This window comes from Actinacidiphila glaucinigra (assembly GCF_035918135.1).
Taxonomy (GTDB): domain Bacteria; phylum Actinomycetota; class Actinomycetes; order Streptomycetales; family Streptomycetaceae; genus Actinacidiphila; species Actinacidiphila glaucinigra.
In genome coordinates this window covers 6,704,307-6,721,309 of record NZ_CP109144.1, presented here as the reverse complement: position 1 = coordinate 6,721,309, position 17,003 = coordinate 6,704,307, and the positions used below count along the sequence as shown (strand labels likewise).

Annotated in this window: 17 protein-coding genes; 8 read left to right on the top strand and 9 right to left on the bottom strand. The window is 72.7% G+C overall.

All coding sequences use genetic code 11. The features are described 5' to 3' along the window. Window positions 1-294: 294 nt before the first annotated feature. On the top strand, window positions 295-1,032 hold the full coding sequence (locus OIE69_RS30260) for an aggregation-promoting factor C-terminal-like domain-containing protein (protein WP_326577163.1): 738 nt from the start codon (window positions 295-297) through the stop codon (window positions 1,030-1,032). 89 nt (window positions 1,033-1,121) lie between these two features. Here the strand turns inward: OIE69_RS30260 and OIE69_RS30255 are convergent, their stop codons facing one another. Next, entirely contained in the window at window positions 1,122-3,719 is a 2,598-nt protein-coding gene (locus tag OIE69_RS30255) for an FHA domain-containing protein (RefSeq protein WP_326577161.1), read from the bottom strand. A gap of 222 nt (window positions 3,720-3,941) precedes the next feature. Between OIE69_RS30255 and OIE69_RS30250 the strand changes: the two genes are divergently transcribed. Together OIE69_RS30250 and serB are read left to right on the top strand one after the other, a co-directional pair. Continuing rightward, window positions 3,942-5,624, top strand: a complete 1,683-nt coding sequence (locus OIE69_RS30250) for a streptophobe family protein (RefSeq protein ID WP_326581455.1) — start codon at window positions 3,942-3,944, stop codon at window positions 5,622-5,624. 70 nt (window positions 5,625-5,694) lie between these two features. Further along, on the top strand, window positions 5,695-6,936 hold the full coding sequence (gene serB / locus OIE69_RS30245; protein ID WP_326577159.1) for a phosphoserine phosphatase SerB: 1,242 nt from the start codon (window positions 5,695-5,697) through the stop codon (window positions 6,934-6,936). 101 nt (window positions 6,937-7,037) lie between these two features. Here serB and OIE69_RS30240 read toward each other — a convergent pair whose 3' ends face one another. The 4 genes from OIE69_RS30240 to OIE69_RS30225 form a co-directional block, all read right to left on the bottom strand. Next, entirely contained in the window at window positions 7,038-7,559 is a 522-nt protein-coding gene (locus tag OIE69_RS30240) for a SixA phosphatase family protein (protein ID WP_089222117.1), read from the bottom strand. A 72-nt stretch (window positions 7,560-7,631) separates the two neighbouring features. Beyond that, a complete protein-coding gene (locus OIE69_RS30235; RefSeq protein ID WP_089222116.1) occupies window positions 7,632-7,874 on the bottom strand; it encodes a hypothetical protein in 243 nt (80 codons plus the stop codon). Between the two features lie 168 nt (window positions 7,875-8,042). Then, window positions 8,043-8,165: an SGM_5486 family transporter-associated protein gene (locus tag OIE69_RS30230; protein WP_265737379.1), complete on the bottom strand. Its 123-nt coding sequence runs from the start codon at window positions 8,163-8,165 to the stop codon at window positions 8,043-8,045. Between the two features lie 46 nt (window positions 8,166-8,211). Beyond that, window positions 8,212-9,492 (bottom strand): CynX/NimT family MFS transporter, encoded by a 1,281-nt coding sequence (locus OIE69_RS30225; protein ID WP_326577156.1) that lies wholly within the window; start codon window positions 9,490-9,492, stop codon window positions 8,212-8,214. Window positions 9,493-9,535: 43 nt separating this feature from the next. Between OIE69_RS30225 and OIE69_RS30220 the strand changes: the two genes are divergently transcribed. After that, window positions 9,536-10,216: a FadR/GntR family transcriptional regulator gene (locus OIE69_RS30220; protein WP_326577154.1), complete on the top strand. Its 681-nt coding sequence runs from the start codon at window positions 9,536-9,538 to the stop codon at window positions 10,214-10,216. Here the strand turns inward: OIE69_RS30220 and OIE69_RS30215 are convergent. From OIE69_RS30215 to fabG, 3 genes are all read right to left on the bottom strand, one after another. Further along, a complete protein-coding gene (locus OIE69_RS30215; protein WP_326577152.1) occupies window positions 10,197-10,517 on the bottom strand; it encodes a hypothetical protein in 321 nt (106 codons plus the stop codon). The genes OIE69_RS30220 and OIE69_RS30215 overlap by 20 nt on opposite strands. A gap of 373 nt (window positions 10,518-10,890) precedes the next feature. Next, complete coding sequence (fabI, locus tag OIE69_RS30210) at window positions 10,891-11,658, bottom strand: enoyl-ACP reductase FabI (RefSeq protein ID WP_026251288.1); 768 nt, start codon at window positions 11,656-11,658, stop codon at window positions 10,891-10,893. A gap of 5 nt (window positions 11,659-11,663) precedes the next feature. After that, on the bottom strand, window positions 11,664-12,368 hold the full coding sequence (fabG, locus tag OIE69_RS30205) for a 3-oxoacyl-[acyl-carrier-protein] reductase (RefSeq protein WP_326577149.1): 705 nt from the start codon (window positions 12,366-12,368) through the stop codon (window positions 11,664-11,666). A gap of 194 nt (window positions 12,369-12,562) precedes the next feature. Between fabG and OIE69_RS30200 the strand changes: the two genes are divergently transcribed. From OIE69_RS30200 to OIE69_RS30190, 3 genes are read left to right on the top strand one after another with little or no spacing between them, the layout of a single operon-like run. Then, window positions 12,563-14,086 (top strand): TldD/PmbA family protein, encoded by a 1,524-nt coding sequence (locus OIE69_RS30200; RefSeq protein WP_326581454.1) that lies wholly within the window; start codon window positions 12,563-12,565, stop codon window positions 14,084-14,086. Further along, on the top strand, window positions 14,083-15,474 hold the full coding sequence (locus OIE69_RS30195) for a metallopeptidase TldD-related protein (RefSeq protein ID WP_326577147.1): 1,392 nt from the start codon (window positions 14,083-14,085) through the stop codon (window positions 15,472-15,474). Before OIE69_RS30200 ends, OIE69_RS30195 begins: the two co-directional genes overlap by 4 nt. Window positions 15,475-15,494: 20 nt before the next feature. After that, the gene (locus tag OIE69_RS30190; protein ID WP_326577145.1) at window positions 15,495-16,046 is read left to right on the top strand and encodes an RNA 2'-phosphotransferase; all 552 of its coding nucleotides are present in this window, start codon (window positions 15,495-15,497) and stop codon (window positions 16,044-16,046) included. 34 nt (window positions 16,047-16,080) lie between these two features. Here the strand turns inward: OIE69_RS30190 and OIE69_RS30185 are convergent, their stop codons facing one another. Continuing rightward, on the bottom strand, window positions 16,081-16,362 hold the full coding sequence (locus OIE69_RS30185; RefSeq protein ID WP_326577143.1) for a GlsB/YeaQ/YmgE family stress response membrane protein: 282 nt from the start codon (window positions 16,360-16,362) through the stop codon (window positions 16,081-16,083). 178 nt (window positions 16,363-16,540) lie between these two features. Here OIE69_RS30185 and OIE69_RS30180 point away from each other — a divergent pair, with 178 nt between their 5' ends. Next, window positions 16,541-16,903 carry a DUF3099 domain-containing protein gene (locus OIE69_RS30180; RefSeq protein ID WP_326577141.1) on the top strand — a complete coding sequence of 121 codons (363 nt, stop codon included), beginning with the start codon at window positions 16,541-16,543 and terminating at the stop codon, window positions 16,901-16,903. Window positions 16,904-17,003: the final 100 nt, after the last annotated feature.

The window sequence follows — 17,003 nt, the reverse complement described above, 5'->3', positions numbered from 1 at the left end:
GGCGTCGCGACGCGGTCGCGGTGCGCGACGCGCCTGTGAGGCGGCGCACAGGACGTACATCACGTACGAAGAAGCGTAGTAGTGGGCGGGGCGGCCGGATCGGCAGGAGGTACGGCGTGTGCCGTACCCGGCCGGTCCGGCCGCTACGACTTCGGGTAGTAATGGATGGGTTTGGCTGGGGAATTTCCCGGGGCTAAGAATGCTCGGGTCGCTCCGCGCCGTGTTCGACATGCGGCGCTTCTCCTTGCCCGAGGGCGGAGTGGAGCGCAGCCGAATGGAAGAGGTCACTCCCCCATGCAGCTCCCGACGATCCCGAAGTTCGGCCGTCTGACCAAGGCCCACAAGTACTCCGCCGCCGGCATCGCCGCGGCCGGTGTGGGCGTCCTGGCCATCACCGGTGTGACCGGGACCAGCGGGACGGCGCAGGCCTCCGGCAAGGCGGCGGAGTCGGTCGCAGAGCGGGCGCGCGCCGCCGCGGCCGAGCAGCACGCCGCGCACGCCGCCCACGTCGCGCACCGCAAGGTGCTCGCGAAGCAGCACGCAGACCACGTCGCCCACCAGGCCGTGGTGCGCAAGCGCCAGGCGCAGGAGCGGGCGCGCAGGGCCGCGGACGAGGCGCGCCGGCAGGAGCGGCAGGCCGCGAACCGCAGCCATGAGCGCAAGGCCCTCGTCCCGCAGCAGCGGCAGGAGAGCTCGCGTACGGCACCGCGCGCGGCCGCCCCGCAGCCGCCTGCCGCGCCGTCCGGCACCCCGCAGCAGATGGCGCAGCAGATCATCGGTGACGCGGCCCAGTTCCAGTGCTTCTCCAACATCGTGATGCACGAGAGCACCTGGAACCCCTACGCGGTCAACCCCTCCTCCGGCGCGTACGGCCTGGTCCAGGCGCTGCCGGGCGCCAAGATGGCCTCCGCGGGCGCCGACTGGCGCACCAACCCGGCCACGCAGATCAGGTGGGGTCTGGACTACATGAACGAGCGCTACGGCAGCCCCTGCGGAGCCTGGTCGTTCTGGCAGGCCAACCACTGGTACTGAGCCGGCGCACGCAGGGCGCGCGGACATACGGAAGGCGGCGGCTCCCCGGGCTGGGGAGCCGCCGCCTTCCGTCGTCGTACGCGGGGCCGCTACTTGCGCATGACCTCCGGCTCGTGGCGGCGCAGCAGCCTCAGCACGAGGATGCCGCAGACGAGGGCGATGCCGAGCAGGATCGCCATGTCGAAGCCCCACTGGCTCGCCGAGTGCTCCCACAGCGGGTCGAGGTTGCCGGGCTTGGCCGGGTCCCAGGGCGGCATGAGGTGTCCGAGGTCGAGTGTGGCGCCGGCGGCGCCGACGGCCCAGCGGGAGGGCATCAGCCAGGCCACCTGCTCCAGGCCGACGGTGCCGAAGATCTGGAACAGGACACCGGTGAAGACGACCTGGACGATCGCGAACATCACCAGCAGGGGCATGGTCATCTCGGCGGTCCTCACCAGCGAGGAGATGACCAGGCCGAACATCATCGAGGTGAAGCCCAGCGCGATGACCACCAGGGTGATCTCCGCGGCCGGGAAGCCCTTGACGATCAGGCCCTCCTCGGGGAGCTTGCGCGCCGACAGGCCGATGGCGCAGATGATGACGCCCTGCAGGGCGCTGATCAGGCCCAGCACGAAGACCTTGGAGAACAGGTACGCGGAGCGGGACAGGCCGGTGGCGCGTTCCCGTTCGTAGATCACCCGTTCCTTGATCAGCTCGCGGACCGAGTTGGCGGCGCCCGAGAAGCAGGCGCCGACCGCGATGATCAGCATGATGGTGCCGGCGTCGGTGTTGAACTTGTCCGCCTGGCCGGTCGGCGCCAGACCGAACTTCGCAGGGATGACCGCGCTCACCAGGCCGAGGACGGCCGGGAGGATCACCATCAGCGCCATGAAGCCCCGGTCGGAGACGATCACCGACAGATAGCGGCGGACGAGGGTGACGAACTGCGCCGGCCACCTCTGCGGTTTGGGCGGCTTGGCCCGCTGCGGGGCCGCGCCTACGGACTGCGGGGCGACCGCGTCCAGGTCCGCGGCGTAGATCTGGTAGTGCTGGGAGCCGTGCCAGCGGCCGGACCAGTCGTAGTCGCGGTAGCTCTCGAAGGCGGAGAAGACGTCGGCCCAGGTTTCGTAGCCGAAGAAGTTCAGCGCCTCCTCGGGCGGGCCGAAGTAGGCCACGGCACCGCCGGGCGCCATCACCAGCAGCTTGTCGCACAGGGCGAGTTCGGCCACCGAGTGGGTCACGACGAGCACGGTGCGGCCGTCGTCGGCGAGGCCGCGCAGCAGCTTCATGACGTCGCGGTCCATGCCCGGGTCGAGGCCGGAGGTGGGCTCGTCCAGGAAGATCAGCGAGGGCTTGGTGAGCAGCTCCAGGGCGACGGAGACCCGCTTGCGCTGGCCGCCGGAGAGCGAGGTGACGCGCTTGTCGGCGTGGACGTCCAGCTTGAGTTCGCGCAGCACCTCGTCGATGCGGGCCTCGCGCTCGGCGGCCTTGGTGTCGCCGGGGAAGCGGAGCTTGGCCGCGTAGCGCAGGGCTCTGCGGATCGTCAGCTCCTTGTGCAGGATGTCGTCCTGCGGGACGAGGCCGATGCGCTGGCGCAGCTCGGCGAACTGCTTGTAGAGGTTGCGGCTGTCGTACAGCACCTCGCCCTCTTCGGCGGGGCGGTATCCGGTCAGGGCGCGCAGCAGCGTCGACTTGCCGGAGCCGGACGGCCCGATGACGGCGACCAGAGACTTCTCGGGGACGCCGAAGGAGACGTCGTTGAGGATGGTCTTGGTGGTGTTGCCCTGCGGCACGCGGACGGTCAGCCGGCGGGCGGAGAAGGAGATCTCGCCGGTGTCGACGAACTCCTCGAGCTGGTCGCCGACGAGCCGGAAGGTGGAGTGGCCGACGCCCACGATGTCGTTGGGGCCCAGCAGATGACGCTGTATCGGCTGGCCGTTGACGTATGTGCCGTTGTGGCTGCCGAGGTCGACGATCTCGTAGCGGCCGTCGGGGTGCGCCCTGAACTCCGCGTGGAAGCGGGAGACCTGCAGGTCGGAGACGACCAGCTCGTTCTCCAGGGCACGGCCGATCTTCATGACGCGGCCGAGCACCAGGTGGTGGAAGGTGGTCGGGCTGCGGTCGCCGTAGACGGGCGGCGCGCCGGCGGCGCCCGACGGCCCGTGGGGCGACGGGATGCGGCCCTGGGGCTTCCGCTGGTCCGGACGCGGGGCCGGCGAGGGTTGCGGCACGTGGGCGGCGGGCGAGCCATTCCCCCAGCCGCCCTGCCGCGGCGGGGTGCCGGAGTTCGGTGTCGCCGGTGCGGTGGGCCCGGACCGGCGGCCCTGGTGCGGGTTCGCCAGCGCGGTCTCGGCGCTGTAGAGGTCACCGCCGGCCGCGGCGCCGCCGCTGAAGCTCAGGCGCGGGCCGTCGGTGGCGTTGCCGAGGTTGACGGTGGCCCCCGCGGCGACGTCATAGGCGTGGACGCGCTGGCCCTGAACGTAGGTCCCGTTGGTGCTGCCGAGATCCTCGACGACCCAACCGCGTTCGCCGCGGCGGATGGTGGCGTGCCGCCAGGAGACCCGCGCGTCGTCGAGGACGACGTCCGACTGCGGATCGCGGCCGAGGCTGTACGACCTGGCCGGATCGAGCGCCCAGGTCCGTCCGTTCAGTTCGAGTACGAGTTCAGGCACCCCAAGCCCCACAAAGTTGTCCCCCGAGTTCCCCATGAGGGGAGTCTAGGGATTGCGAACATCGGGCGGAACTATTCCAGGCACGCGCACCCGCTAGGAAGCCATGCCGCGGCGATGATGTGAACCCTCTTCCGAGAAGCCGTTGACGGCGCCGAAACACCACCGGAGAGTGGTAACCGCCCATGAACCGTGCGGATCATGACGGATCGGGGCACCATGCAGCGCAGGCGGTTCGGACGCGAGACCTCGGGGGCGGGCATGACCGCGTACACCTCCACACCTTCGAACGCGCCCGCGCGCCCGGGGCGACCGGTCCCGTGGGGCGGCGTGCTGCTCTCGGCGGTCGCCGCGGTGAGCTGGGCGTACCTGGGGATGGTGGGGGCCGCGGCGCTGGGGCTGCACCTGTTGGGCGCCGACACCGCGGGCTCGCTGGGGCCGATGACGGCGGCCGTGGTCGCCATGGCGGTGGGCGGCAAGGTCGTCCCCTCCGGTGACGTCGCGGTGTTCGGTCTGGGCGGCGCCGGCGGCGAGGGCCGGCTGGAGCTCATGCCGCTGGGCGTCGGCCTGATCGGTGCCCTGCTGCTGGCCTGGGTGTTCCTGCGGTCGCTGCGCGGGGCGGGGCTGACCGTCCCCGGGGGCGAACTGGCCGCGCGGGCAGGGGCGGTGGTGGTGCTGTTCGTGACCCTGCTGGGCGCGCTGGCGTGGGCCGGGGAGGACACCATCGCCCTCGACGGGGCCTCGCTGGGCGGGGACAAGGGCGGCGGCCTGACGGACGGGTTGCCGGGCATCGGTGACATCGGCGGCGGGCTCGGGGACGGGCTGCAGGACCTGATCGACGCCAAGGCCTCGGTGAGCTTCCACGTCGCGACCGGCCGCACCCTGCTGGGCGGTCTGCTGTGGGTGCTGGTCGTCCTCCTGCTGGCACTGCTCAGCTCGCGCCGTGCGCCGCTGCCGCCCGCCCTGGAGGGGCTGCACCGGGTCGTCCGGCCCGCGGCATCGGCGCTGCGCCGGGTGCTGCTGCTGGCCGTCGTCGCGGGCTGCGCCGCCGCGGGGTACGGGGCGGTGACGGGTGACGAGCCGGGCCGGATCGCCGGGGCCGCCCTGCTGGGGGCGCCCAACGGGGTGTGGCTGGCGGTGCCGCTCGGGCTGTTCGTGTCCTGGCGGGGCACGGCCACCGGGGAGTTGGCGAAGGTGCTGCCGGATCCGCTGGACCGGCTGCTGTCGACCAGCGTCGAGGAGCCGGTGACGCCCGCCCGGCTGGCCGAGTACGACCAGCGGGTGTGGCTGCTGACCGTCGCCGCGGCGCTGATGATGCTGGCCGCGGGGGCGCTGGCGGCGGCCCGCACCCCGCGGTGGGGGTCGACGCGGGCCGGGTACGCGGGGCGCTGCGCTCTACGGCTCGGACTGGTCACGGCGGTCGCCTTCCCGCTGCTGGTGTGGGTGACCGGCGTCTCGGTGGACGCGGGCGTCTCCGTCTTCGGCTTCGACGCGGTGGGCGCCGGCATCGACCTGCACGGCAGCCTTCCCCTGGCGCTCCTGCTGGGCGCCGCGTGGGGGGCGGCGGCGGGCGGCGCGGGGGCGGTACTGGCGCTGGTGACGGGCACCGCCGGGCGCCGGGTGTCGCCGTACGCGCTGCGCCGTGCGGCCGGGGAGAGCAACTCGCGCACGTATCCGGGCATCGCCTACCAGCCCGGCCCGTACGTCCCCAGCCCCGGCTACGGCCCGCCGGACACCCGGCCCAATCCCTACCGGCAGCCCCCGCAGGGCCCGGCGCCGCAGGGTCAGGCGCCACACGGCCCGCCACCACAGGGTCAGGCGCCGCATTCCGCGCGGACCGTCACCGGGGCGCCGCTGCCCCCGCCGCCCGGTCCTCCCCCGGGGCCGCCCGGCCCGCCGCGCGAGGGACCCCCGCCGCCCGGCGCGCCCGGGGGCCGCCGCTGACCACGGACGGTGTCCGCCAGGCGGAACACATGTCCGTCCCGGGCACGGTGCCCGATACGGTGGAGACACCATGAACGACGCATCGCAGGCGACCGCTGCCACCGCCGCCAATGTGCCGACGCTGCTGGTCAAGATCTTCGGCAAGGACCGGCCGGGAATCACCGCCGGGCTCTTCGAGACGCTGGCCCGCTTCCAGGTGAACGTCATCGACATCGAGCAGGTCGTCACCCGGGGGCGCATCGTGCTCTGCGCGTTGGTGCCGGCCCCCGCGGGCCGTTCGGTGGAGGGCGAGCTGCGCGCGACGGTGCACGCGTGGGCGGAGTCGATGCGCCTGCAGGCCGAGATCATCTCCGGTATCGGCGACAACCGGCCGCGTGGCGAGGGCCGCTCCCATGTGACGGTGCTGGGGCACCCGCTGACGGCGGAGTCCACCGCCGCCATAGCGGCCAGGATCACCGGCGCGGGCGGCAACATCGACCGCATCTTCCGGCTCGCGAAGTACCCGGTGACGGCGGTGGAGTTCGCCGTCTCCGGCGTCGCCACCGACCTGCTGCGCCCGGCGCTGGCCCTCGAGGCCCACGAGCGCGGGGTCGACGTGGCCGTGGTGTCGGCGGGCCTGCACCGCAGGGCGCAGCGCCTGGTGGTCATGGACGTGGACTCCACCGTCATCCAGGACGAGGTGATCGAGCTCTTCGCGGCGCACGCGGGCTGCGAGGACAAGGTCGCCGAGGTGACGGCCGCGGCGATGCGCGGCGAGCTGGACTTCGAGCAGTCCCTGCACGCGCGGGTCGCCCTGCTCGAGGGGCTGGACGAGTCCGTGATCGACAAGGTCCGCCAGGAGGTGCGGCTGACGGCCGGGGCGCGCACGCTGATCCGCACGCTCAAGCGGATGGGCTACCAGGTGGGCGTGGTCTCCGGGGGCTTCACGCAGGTCACCGACGACCTCAAGGAGCGGCTGGGGCTGGACTTCGCGGCCGCCAACACCCTGGAGATCGTGGACGGCAAGCTCACCGGCCGGGTGACCGGCGAGATCGTGGACCGGGCGGGCAAGGCCCGGCTGCTGCGGCGCTTCGCGGCGGAGGCCGGGGTACCGCTCAGCCAGACCGTCGCCATCGGCGACGGCGCCAACGACCTGGACATGCTCAACGCGGCGGGCCTAGGGGTCGCCTTCAACGCCAAGCCGGTGGTGCGGCGGGCCGCGGACGCCGCGGTCAACGTGCCGTTCCTGGACACCGTGCTCTACCTGCTGGGGATCACCCGCGAGGAGGTCGAGGCGGCCGACGCCGGGGACGGCGGCACCGCCCGGGCCTGACCGGCGCGGACCAACGGGCACGGCGAGGACCCCGGCAGCGGGCGCTCCGGGGCCCTCGCCGTACCGTCCCTGCGGCTCACCGGGCCGCGGCCGGGCGCGGCTCAGTCGTGCGGCGACCAGAAGTCGACGAGGCGGCCGACGCCGTGCTCGACCGTCTTCCACGGACCGGAGAAGGTGATCACCGCGATGGCCGCTGTCGGGAAGCCGGTGCGGTTCATCCGCGCGCGGGCGTCCCCGTCGCTCTCCCCCGCGAGGGCGTCCGCGAGCGCGTGGATGGCCGGGTTGTGACCCACCAGCAGCACGTCGTCGACGTCCTCGGGGGTCTCGTTGAGCAGAGCGATCAGATCACCGAGGGTGGCGTCGTAGAGACGCTCCTCGTAGACGGTGCGGGGGCGGTGCGGGAGTTCGTGGGCGGCCAGCTTCCACGTCTCGCGGGTGCGCGTGGCCGAGGAGCAGAGGGTGAGTTCGAACGGGATCCCCAGTTCGGCGAGCCTGCGGCCGGCGACGGGGGCCTCCTTGCGTCCCCGTTCCGCCAGCGGTCGCTCGTGGTCGGGGACGTCGGGCCAGTCGGCTTTGGCGTGCCGGAGCAGGACGATCCGGCGGGGCGATGCAGCTGCGCTCATGACCCTCAGCTTTCCAGAAATCCGGCCGCCAGGCGCGGGCTGCGGGACGGATCACGGTTCGCCGCGGGAGGGTCACAGCAGGTGCTGCAGGAGCCCCGGGAGCCCTTCGCCGACCGCGTGCAGGAGCTGTCCGACGGGCTCCGCGGCCGAGGCCTCCGCGGCCCCCGGGCCCACGACCAGGGCGAGCAGCGCCGCGAAGGCGAGGGCGGGCAGGGCGAGCGCCCACCACGGCAGGCGCGTCTGCGTGCCGCCCCCGACCGCCGGGCGGGCGGCGCGGGTTCGCGGGGTACGCGAGGGAACAGCCTGCGTGGACACGGGGCGCCTCCGTGGGTCGGCCGGGGTGCCGGAACGTCGTCCGACCTTGCACCACGACGCTACGGAAACGCGGCCGCCGGTCCCATCGGGTGGCCCACCCACTTGACCCTGACCCTGGCCCCCTAGGGGAGGTGGGGTTGTCCCTACCCCGGGTCTCGGGGTGGCGGGTCAGCCGAACTTGGCGCCGATGACGGCGATCACCGCGACGAAGGCGGGCACGGCCATCATCAGGCCGAAGATGATCAGGAGCTTCTTCTGCGGCTGCGGGGGATCGGGCTCGAGCACGGGCATGCCGCCCAGTCTCGCACCCGCCGGCGGCACCCGCGCACGCGGGTGGTCAGAGCTCGTCCTCCACGGCGCGGTCGCGGCCGGCGACCACACCCGCGGCGATCTGCGGCACCAGCAGGGCCAGCATGAAGGCCACCGGCAGGTCCCAGCCGCCGGTGTGCTGGTAGAGGGTACCGACGAGGATCGGACCGGGGATGGAGAGCAGGTACCCGGTGCACTGCGCGAAGGCGGACAGCCGCACGACCCCACCACCGGTGCGCGAACGCATCCCGATCATGGTGAGCGCGAGCGGGAACGAGCAGTTGGAGATGCCCAGCAGCAGGGCCCACACCCAGGGCGCGGCGGCCGGGGCCGCCCACAGGCCGCCGTAGCCGGCGATCCCGAACAGGCCGAGGCCGACGGCGAGTGCGCCCTGGTGCCGCATCCGGCCGGCGAGCGCGGGCAGCACGAAGGAGAGCGGTACGCCCATCACCATGGTGACGGCGAGCAGCACGCCCGCGGTGGAGGCGGAGACCCCGGCGTCGCGGAAGATCTGCGGGAGCCACCCCATGGTGATGTACGCGCCCGTGGCCTGGAGCCCGAAGTAGACGGCGAGCGCCCAGGCGGTGCGGCTGCGGGCGATGCTGCCGGTCTGTGTCCGCTCCGGGGCGAGGGCCTGCGGGGAGGCCGTGGGGGCCGCGGGGGCGGGGCCCCGGTCGCGGACGAGGGCGAGCCAGGGCAGTACGGCGACGGCGGCGATCACGCCCCACGCCGCGAGGCCGAGCCGCCAGTCGCCGCCGAAGGCGCGGGTCGCCGGGACGGTCGCCGCGGCGGCGAGGGCCGTGCCCAGGGACAGGGCCATCGAGTAGAGCCCGGTCATGGTGCCCACGCGGTCCGGGAACCAGCGCTTGACGACGACGGGCATCAGGACGTTGCCGACGGCTATGCCGGCCAGCGTGAGGGCGCTGGCGGCGAGGAAGAGCGCAGTGCCGCCGGCGAACGGACGAAGGAAGAGCCCGAGGGTGATCGCGACCAGGCCCGCGCAGACCACGGCACCGGGACCGCGGCGGCGGGCCAGCCGGGGCGCGGTCACCCCGAACACGGCGAAGCACAGCGCGGGAACGGAGGTGAGCAGGCCCGCGACGGTGCCGCTCATGCCGAGGCCGTCGCGGACCTCCTCCAGGAGTGCGCCGAGGCTGGTGATCGCGGGCCGCAGATTGAGTGCGGCGAGCACCAATGCGACGGCCACCAGGATCCGGGTGCGCCGTACGCCTTGCGCGGCGGTGGGGAGGTGTGCGGGCATGGTGGCCCGTTCCGTGGCAGGGTCGAGCGTCGCTTCGTCGTCACGCATGCCGACCATCATAGAATGATGGGATGAATGTTGAGGAGAGTCCATGCCCCTGACCTCGCCCCGGCGCTCCGCCCTGGCCGACCAGGTGATCGCGCAGCTGCGCGCCCAGATCACCTCCGGTGAGTGGCCGGTGGGGTCGCGGATCCCCACCGAGACACAGTTGGTCGAGCAGCTCGGGGTGGCCCGCAACACCGTCCGCGAGGCGGTCCGGGCGCTCGCGCACAACGGACTGCTCGACATCCGGCAGGGCTCCGGCACCTATGTGCTGGCCACCAGCGAGCTGGCCGGGGTCATGCACCGCCGCTTCGCCGACTCCGATCCGCAGCACGTGGCCGAGCTGCGCAGCGCCCTGGAGGCGTCCGCCGCCGCGCTCGCCGCGCGGCGCCGCACGGATCGCGACCTGAGGCAGCTGGACGCGGCCCTGGCACGGCGGGAACGCGCCTGGGAGTCGGGCCAGGCCGAGGCCTTCGTCGACGCCGACGCGGCACTGCACCTTTCCGTCGTGGCGGCCTCGCACAACGAGGTCGTCGTCGAGCTCTACGCCGACCTCGGCGAGGTACTGCGCGCGTTCCTGCGCGCGGACGTCGGCGAGGAGCTGCGCCCCGAGCAGTACGTGGACCACGCCCGGCTGGTCGAGGCGATCCGGGCCGGCGATCCGGAGGCGGCCTCCGCCGAAGCGTCGGCGCACGCCTTCAGCTGCCGCTTCAGCCCAGCATCCCGCTGACCCAGATCTCCTGGATCTCCTTCCAGCAGCGGTCGCTGAGGGTGACGGTCTCGGCGGGCCCGACCGGGACGGAGGCCCCGTCGACGTCCGGGTCCCACCACTGGCGGCACTCGATGTGCAGCCGCACACGGTCCAGGTCGGGGTCGGGGTTGAAGCACACGGCGACGCCCTCGCTGCCCTGCACCGAGGTCCGGCACTGCGCGACGTCCGGCAGCCGTGCCGCGGCCCCCGCCGCGGCCGCCGGGCCCAGGCCCGCGGCGAACGCCGCGAGCGCCGCCGCGGCGCACACGTAGGCACGCACGATGCACGCCCTCCCTCCGCTCACCCCCGGCTCTCCCCCCGCACAGCCATCCTCCCGGCCCACGGGGCCCGGCCACCCGGTCTGCTGGGCCGAACGGGGGACAAGGCCCCGAACGCGCGTACGGCCCCGGCGCCGCCCGAAGGCGGCACCGGGGCCGTACGCGAAGAGGCCGTGACGGCCGTGCGATCAGCTCCCACCGCGTGGGACCGCCGTCGACGTGGACAATCCCGCCCGTCGTCCCGTCCTTCCCGCCGCCCTCGCACGACTCGGCCCCGAAGGGCCTCCCCGGCTTCGGGACGGCTGCGCCGGACTCCGCCCGGCTGCGCACCGCCGTCAGCGGCGCCGCGTCCAGTGGTCCGAGCGGCGCGAGCCGCTACGCTCCCACCGCGTGCAGACCGCCGTCGACGTGGATGATCTCGCCCGTCGTCTTCGGGAACCAGTCGCTCAGCAGCGCGACGACACCGCGGCCGGCCGGCTCGGGGTCGGCGAGGTCCCACTCGAGCGGGGAGCGGTGGTTCCAGACGTCGGCCAGGTCGCTGAAGCCCGGGATGGACTTGGCGGCCATGGAGCCGATCGGGCCGGCCGAGATCAGGTTGCAGCGGATGTTCTGCTTGCCGAGGTCCCGGGCCATGTAGCGGGACGTGGCCTCCAGCGCCGCCTTGGCCGGGCCCATCCAGTCGTACTGGGGCCAGGCGAACTGCGCGTCGAAGGTGAGGCCGACGACCGAGCCGCCCTCCTGCATCAGCGGCAGGCAGGCCATGGTGAGCGACTTCAGCGAGTACGCGGAGACGTGCATCGCGGTGGCGACCGACTCGAACGGCGTGTTCAGGAAGTTGCCGCCGAGCGCGTCCTGCGGCGCGAAGCCGATGGAGTGCACGACGCCGTCGAGGCCGCCCAGCTCCTCGCCGACGACGTCGGCGAGCGAGGCCAGATGCTCGTCGTTGGTGACGTCGAGCTCGATGACCTTGACCGGCTTGGGCAGCTTCCTGGCGATGCGCTCGGTCAGCGTGGGACGCGGGAACGCCGTGAGGATGATCTCGGCGCCCTGCTCCTGGGCGAGCTTCGCGGTGTGGAAGGCGATGGAGGACTCCATCAGCACGCCGGTGATGAGGACGCGCTTTCCAGCGAGAATTCCACTCATGATGCTCAGTGACCCATACCCAATCCGCCGTCGACGGGAATGACGGCTCCGGTGATGTATGCGGCTTCCTCGGAGGCGAGGAAGCGGACCGAGGCGGCGATCTCCTCGGGCTGCGCGTAACGGGCCAGCGGAACCTGGCCGACGATGTTCTTGCGCTGCTCGTCGGTGAGCACCCGGGTCATGTCGGTGTCGACGAACCCGGGGGCGACCACGTTGACGGTGATGTTGCGGGAGCCGAGCTCACGGGCGAGGGAGCGCGCGAAGCCGACGAGGCCGGCCTTGGAGGCGGCGTAGTTGGCCTGGCCCGCCGAGCCGAGCAGCCCCACGACGGAGGAGATCAGCACGATGCGGCCCTTGCGGGCCCGCAGCATCTTCCGCGACGCGGCCTTGACCACGCGGAAGGTGCCGGTGAGGTTGGTGTCCAGGACGGTCGTGAAGTCGTCGTCGGACATGCGCAGCAGCAGCTGGTCGCGGGTGACGCCGGCGTTGGCCACCAGCACCTCGACCGCGCCCTGCTGGGCCTCGATCTCCTTGAACGCCTGCTCGACCTGCTCACCGTCGGTGATGTCGCACTTGACGGCGAAGAACCCCTCGGGTGGCTCGCCCGAGCGGTAGGTGACGGCGACCTTGTCGCCCGCGTCGGCGAACGCTCGGGCGATGGCGAGGCCGATGCCCCGGTTTCCTCCGGTGACGAGAACCGAGCGGCTCAACGGATCACCCTTTCCCTAGAGGTCTGGTACTCCAGAAAACTATCTGCCTACCTCGCGGTACGTGGAATCGACCCCCGACAGGGGCATGTGCGAGTCGCTGTCGAGTCCCTACAGAAAACCGCAGGCGGGCGGATTGTCGGAGCGGCATGATTCACTGCGGAGACGTCGACGACTGGACAGAAGGGGAGGCCGACGTGCCCCACGAGGTCGATCAGTCATTCCTGGCGCTGCCGCTCAGGGCGCTCGCCGACGCGGCGCTGGCACGCGCCCGCGCGCTGGGCGCCGAGCACGCCGACTTCCGCTTCGAGCGGGTGCGCAGCGCCTCGTGGCGACTGCGGGACGGGAGGGCATCCGGCTCGTCCGACACCACGGACGTCGGCTACGCGGTGCGCGTGGTGCACGGCGGGGCGTGGGGCTTCGCCTCCGGGGTCGACCTGACCATGGACGCCGCGGCGCGCGTGGCCGGGCAGGCGGTGGCGATGGCGAAGCTGTCGGCCAAGGTGATCGCGGCGGCGGGCTCCGACGAGCGGGTGGAGCTGGCGGCCGAGCCGGTCCACTCCGACCGGGTGTGGGTCTCCTCGTACGAGGTCGACCCCTTCGAGGTGCCCGATGCCGACAAGACGGGTCTGCTGTCCGAGTGGAGCGGGCGGCTGCTGGCCGCCGACGGCGTGTCGCACGTCGACGCCTCCCTGATGACCGTCCACGAGAACAAGTTCTACGCGGACACCGCGGGGACGACCACGACCCAGCAGCGGGTGCGGGTCCACCCCGAGCTGACCGCCGTCGCCGTGGACCCGGAGTCCGGCGGCTTCGATTCGATGCGGACCCTCGCGCCGCCGGCCGGACGCGGCTGGGAGTACCTGACCGGCACCGGCTGGGACTGGGACGCGGAGCTCGCGGAGATCCCCGGGCTGCTCGCCGAGAAGATGGCGGCGCCGTCGGTGGAGGCGGGCTCGTACGACCTCGTGGTCGACCCGTCGAACCTGTGGCTGACCATCCACGAGTCGATCGGCCACGCCACCGAGCTGGACCGCGCGCTGGGTTACGAGGCCGCCTACGCGGGCACCTCGTTCGCCACCTTCGACCAGCTGGGCAAGCTGCAGTACGGCTCCGCGCACATGAACGTCACCGGTGACCGCACCGCCGAGCACGGCCTGGCGACCGTCGGCTACGACGACGAGGGCGTCGCCGGGCAGTCCTGGGACCTGGTCAAGGACGGCGTCCTGGTCGGCTACCAGCTCGACCGCAGGATCGCCCGGCTCACCGGCTTCGAGCGCTCCAACGGCTGTGCGTACGCGGACTCCCCCGGCCATGTGCCGGTGCAGCGGATGGCGAACGTGTCGCTGCGGCCCGCGCCGGACGGGCCGTCGACGCAGGAGCTGATCGGCGGCGTCGAGCGCGGCATCTACGTCGTGGGCGACCGGTCGTGGTCGATCGACATGCAGCGCTACAACTTCCAGTTCACGGGCCAGCGATTCTTCAGGATCGAGAACGGCCGGCTGGCCGGACAGCTGCGCGACGTCGCCTACCAGGCCACCACCACCGACTTCTGGGGCTCCATGGAGGCCGTCGGCGGACCGCAGACCTATGTCCTGGGCGGTGCCTTCAACTGCGGCAAGGCCCAGCCGGGACAGGTCGCCGCCGTCTCGCACGGCTGCCCCTCCGCGCTCTTCCGAGGCGTCAACATCCTCAACACCACGCAGGAGGCCGGTCGATGAGCTCCGTTTCGAAGCCCCACGAGATCGTCGAGCGCGCCCTGGAGCTGTCCCGGGCGGACGGCTGCGTCGTCATCGCCGACGAGGACTCCTCGGCCAACCTGCGCTGGGCGGGCAACGCCCTGACCACCAACGGTGTGACGCGGGGCCGCACCCTGACCGTGGTCGCCACGGTGGACGGCGCCCAGGGCACCGCCTCGGGCGTGGTGTCCCGCGCCGCGGTCACCGCGTACGAACTGGAGCCGCTGGTACGCGCCGCCGAGGCGGCCGCGCGCGCCGCCGGTCCCGCCGAGGACGCCCAGCCGCTGGTCGAGGGGGTGCCGGCGAGCCCCTCCTTCACCGAGCCGCCGGCCGAGACCTCCTCCGAGGTGTTCGCCGCCTTCGCGCCCGCCCTGGGCGAGTCCTTCGCCGCGGCACGGGCCGGCGGCCGGAGGCTGTACGGCTTCGCGTACCACTCCGTCACCTCCACCTACCTGGGCACGTCCTCGGGGCTGCGGCTCCGTCACGACCAGCCCAGCGGCACCCTGGAGCTCAACGCCAAGTCCGAGGACATGTCCCGCTCGGCGTGGGCCGGTGCCGCCACCCGCGACTTCACCGACGTCGACCCGGCGGCCCTCGACGCCGACCTGGCGCAGCGCCTGGCCTGGGCCGAGCGCCGGATCGACCTGCCCGCCGGGCGGTACGAGACGCTGCTGCCGCCGTCCGCCGTGGCGGACCTGGTGATCTACCAGCAGTGGAGCGCCGCGGCCCGGGACGCGGCGGAGGGCCGTACGGTCTTCAGCCGGCCGGGCGGGGGCACCCGGGTCGGCGAGCAGCTCTCGGAACTGCCGCTGACGCTGCGCAGCGACCCGAACGAACCGGGGCTGGAGTCGGCGCCGTTCGTGATCGCCCACGCCTCGGGCGACGCCGCGTCGGTCTTCGACAACGGGCTGCCCGTCGAGGCGACCGAGTGGGTGCGCGAGGGCGTGCTCAACCGGCTGTCCACCACCCGGCACAGCGCCGGTCTGACCGGGCTGCCCTTCGCTCCGTCCGGGGGCAACCTGATCCTGGACGGCGGCGGCAAGCGGTCGCTGGAGGAGATGGTGGCGGACACCGAGCGCGGCCTGCTGCTGACCTGCCTGTGGTACATCCGCGAGGTGGATCCGGCCACCCTGCTGCTGACCGGGCTGACCCGGGACGGGGTCTACCTGGTGGAGGGCGGCGAGGTGACCGGCGTGGCGAACAACTTCCGGTTCAACGAGTCGCCGGTGGACCTGCTGGGCCGGGCCACCGAGGTGGGCCGCACCGAGCGGACGCTGCCGCGCGAGTGGAGCGACTGGTTCACCCGGGCCGCGTTCCCGGCGATGCGGGTCCCGGACTTCAACATGAGCTCGGTCAGCCAGGGGGTCTGACCAGGACGATGGGTGGGGCGATGGACGAGAAGCAGACGGTCAAGGTCTCGAAGTTCCTGGCCCGGGTGCTGCGGCACGACCCGGCCTCGATCGGGATCACCCTCGACGAGGCCGGCTGGGTGGACGTCGACGAGCTGATCGCCGCGTCCCGCCGGGCCGGCCGGCGTTTCTCGCGCGCCGACCTCGACCACGTCGTGGCCTGCAACAACAAGAAGCGGTACGCCTTTTCGGAGGACGGGCGGCGGATCAGGGCCAGCCAGGGGCACTCGGTCGACGTCGACCTCGGGCTGTCCCCGGCGGATCCGCCGGCCGTCCTCTTCCACGGCACGGCGAGCACCACCCTGCCCATCGTGCTGCGCGAGGGGCTCAAGCCGATGTCCCGGCAGGACGTCCACCTGTCCGCGGACGTGGAGACGGCCGTGCGCGTCGGTGCGCGGCACGGCCGTCCGGTGGTGCTGGCGGTGGACGCGGCGGGGCTGGCTGCCACTGGCCACGTGTTCCGGGTGAGCGCCAACGGAGTGTGGCTCACCGACCTGGTGCCGCCGACGCATCTGCGGCAGCACGCCCACTGAGCGGAGAGCCCTGCCGGGCGGCCGGCACGTCCCGTCAGGCGGCCGTCCGGCGCCGCCTGCCGCGGACCGAGGCCCACAGCGGGGTGATCACGGCGACCACGAGGATCGCGCCCAGGATCTGCAGCACGTGGCGGATCCAGTCGACGCCGTTGGTGTGCCGTACGCCGACCCATCCGGCGACCGCGTTGCCCAGGAAGGCGCCGAGGATGCCGCAGATGATGGTGAGCCACCAGGGGATGTCCTGCCTCCCTGGCAGGAGCAGCTTCGCCAGGAAGCCGAGCACGATGCCGACGATGATCGCCCAGAACCAGTTCATGCGGCCAGTTTCGGCGTGGCCCGGGTACGCCGCATGCGGAAGGCGGCCATACGCCGTAAGGCGGGTGCTGTCACACGCCGACCGCCTCCCCGGTCTCCACTGCGACGGACCCACGGCGTAACGTGGGCCGTGCCGGAACCGGGTGGCTTCCGGCGTTTCGAGCAGGTGGTGGAACGTGATGCGGAAGCGGAGCGGTACCGAGGTCTTCCGGATCACCGGGACCGCGGCGGGGCTCACCGATGACGTCCGCGGAAGGCAGCGGCGCTACATCATCTCGATGTCGGTCCGCACCCTGTCGTTCATCCTGGCGGTCGTCCTGTGGAACGTCTCGACGCCCCTGGCCTGGATCGCGCTGGTGCTCGGTCTGGTGCTGCCGTACATCGCGGTCGTCATCGCCAACGCGGGCCGGGAGAACGCCCCCGGGCTGCCCTCGGCCCGGATCGCGCCGCCGGTCCCGCCGGCGCTCGGCCCCGGTGAACCACTGCTGCCGGCGGAGCGGACCACGGAAGAGGACGGACGGCCTCGCTCCGGTCAGGCCTGAACCTTTTCCCCGTTCCCGCCCCGCTTCGAAGCTCAAGAAAACCTCAGATCAATCATGAGGATCCACTGCACTGCGGGCCGTGCCGCGTGACATACTGCGT

Coding starts and splice junctions, on each gene's coding strand:
- OIE69_RS30250 (WP_326581455.1), top strand. CDS start 3,942: ATGACCGCGTACACCTCCACACCTTCGAACGCGCCCGCGCGCCCGGGG.
- OIE69_RS30195 (WP_326577147.1), top strand. CDS start 14,083: ATGAGCTCCGTTTCGAAGCCCCACGAGATCGTCGAGCGCGCCCTGGAG.
- OIE69_RS30190 (WP_326577145.1), top strand. CDS start 15,495: ATGGACGAGAAGCAGACGGTCAAGGTCTCGAAGTTCCTGGCCCGGGTG.
- OIE69_RS30185 (WP_326577143.1), bottom strand. CDS start 16,362: ATGAACTGGTTCTGGGCGATCATCGTCGGCATCGTGCTCGGCTTCCTG.
- OIE69_RS30260 (WP_326577163.1), top strand. CDS start 295: ATGCAGCTCCCGACGATCCCGAAGTTCGGCCGTCTGACCAAGGCCCAC.
- OIE69_RS30230 (WP_265737379.1), bottom strand. CDS start 8,165: ATGCCCGTGCTCGAGCCCGATCCCCCGCAGCCGCAGAAGAAGCTCCTG.
- OIE69_RS30240 (WP_089222117.1), bottom strand. CDS start 7,559: ATGAGCGCAGCTGCATCGCCCCGCCGGATCGTCCTGCTCCGGCACGCC.
- OIE69_RS30220 (WP_326577154.1), top strand. CDS start 9,536: ATGCCCCTGACCTCGCCCCGGCGCTCCGCCCTGGCCGACCAGGTGATC.
- OIE69_RS30180 (WP_326577141.1), top strand. CDS start 16,541: ATGCGGAAGCGGAGCGGTACCGAGGTCTTCCGGATCACCGGGACCGCG.
- fabI (WP_026251288.1), bottom strand. CDS start 11,658: ATGAGTGGAATTCTCGCTGGAAAGCGCGTCCTCATCACCGGCGTGCTG.
- OIE69_RS30225 (WP_326577156.1), bottom strand. CDS start 9,492: ATGCGTGACGACGAAGCGACGCTCGACCCTGCCACGGAACGGGCCACC.
- serB (WP_326577159.1), top strand. CDS start 5,695: ATGAACGACGCATCGCAGGCGACCGCTGCCACCGCCGCCAATGTGCCG.
- OIE69_RS30255 (WP_326577161.1), bottom strand. CDS start 3,719: ATGGGGAACTCGGGGGACAACTTTGTGGGGCTTGGGGTGCCTGAACTC.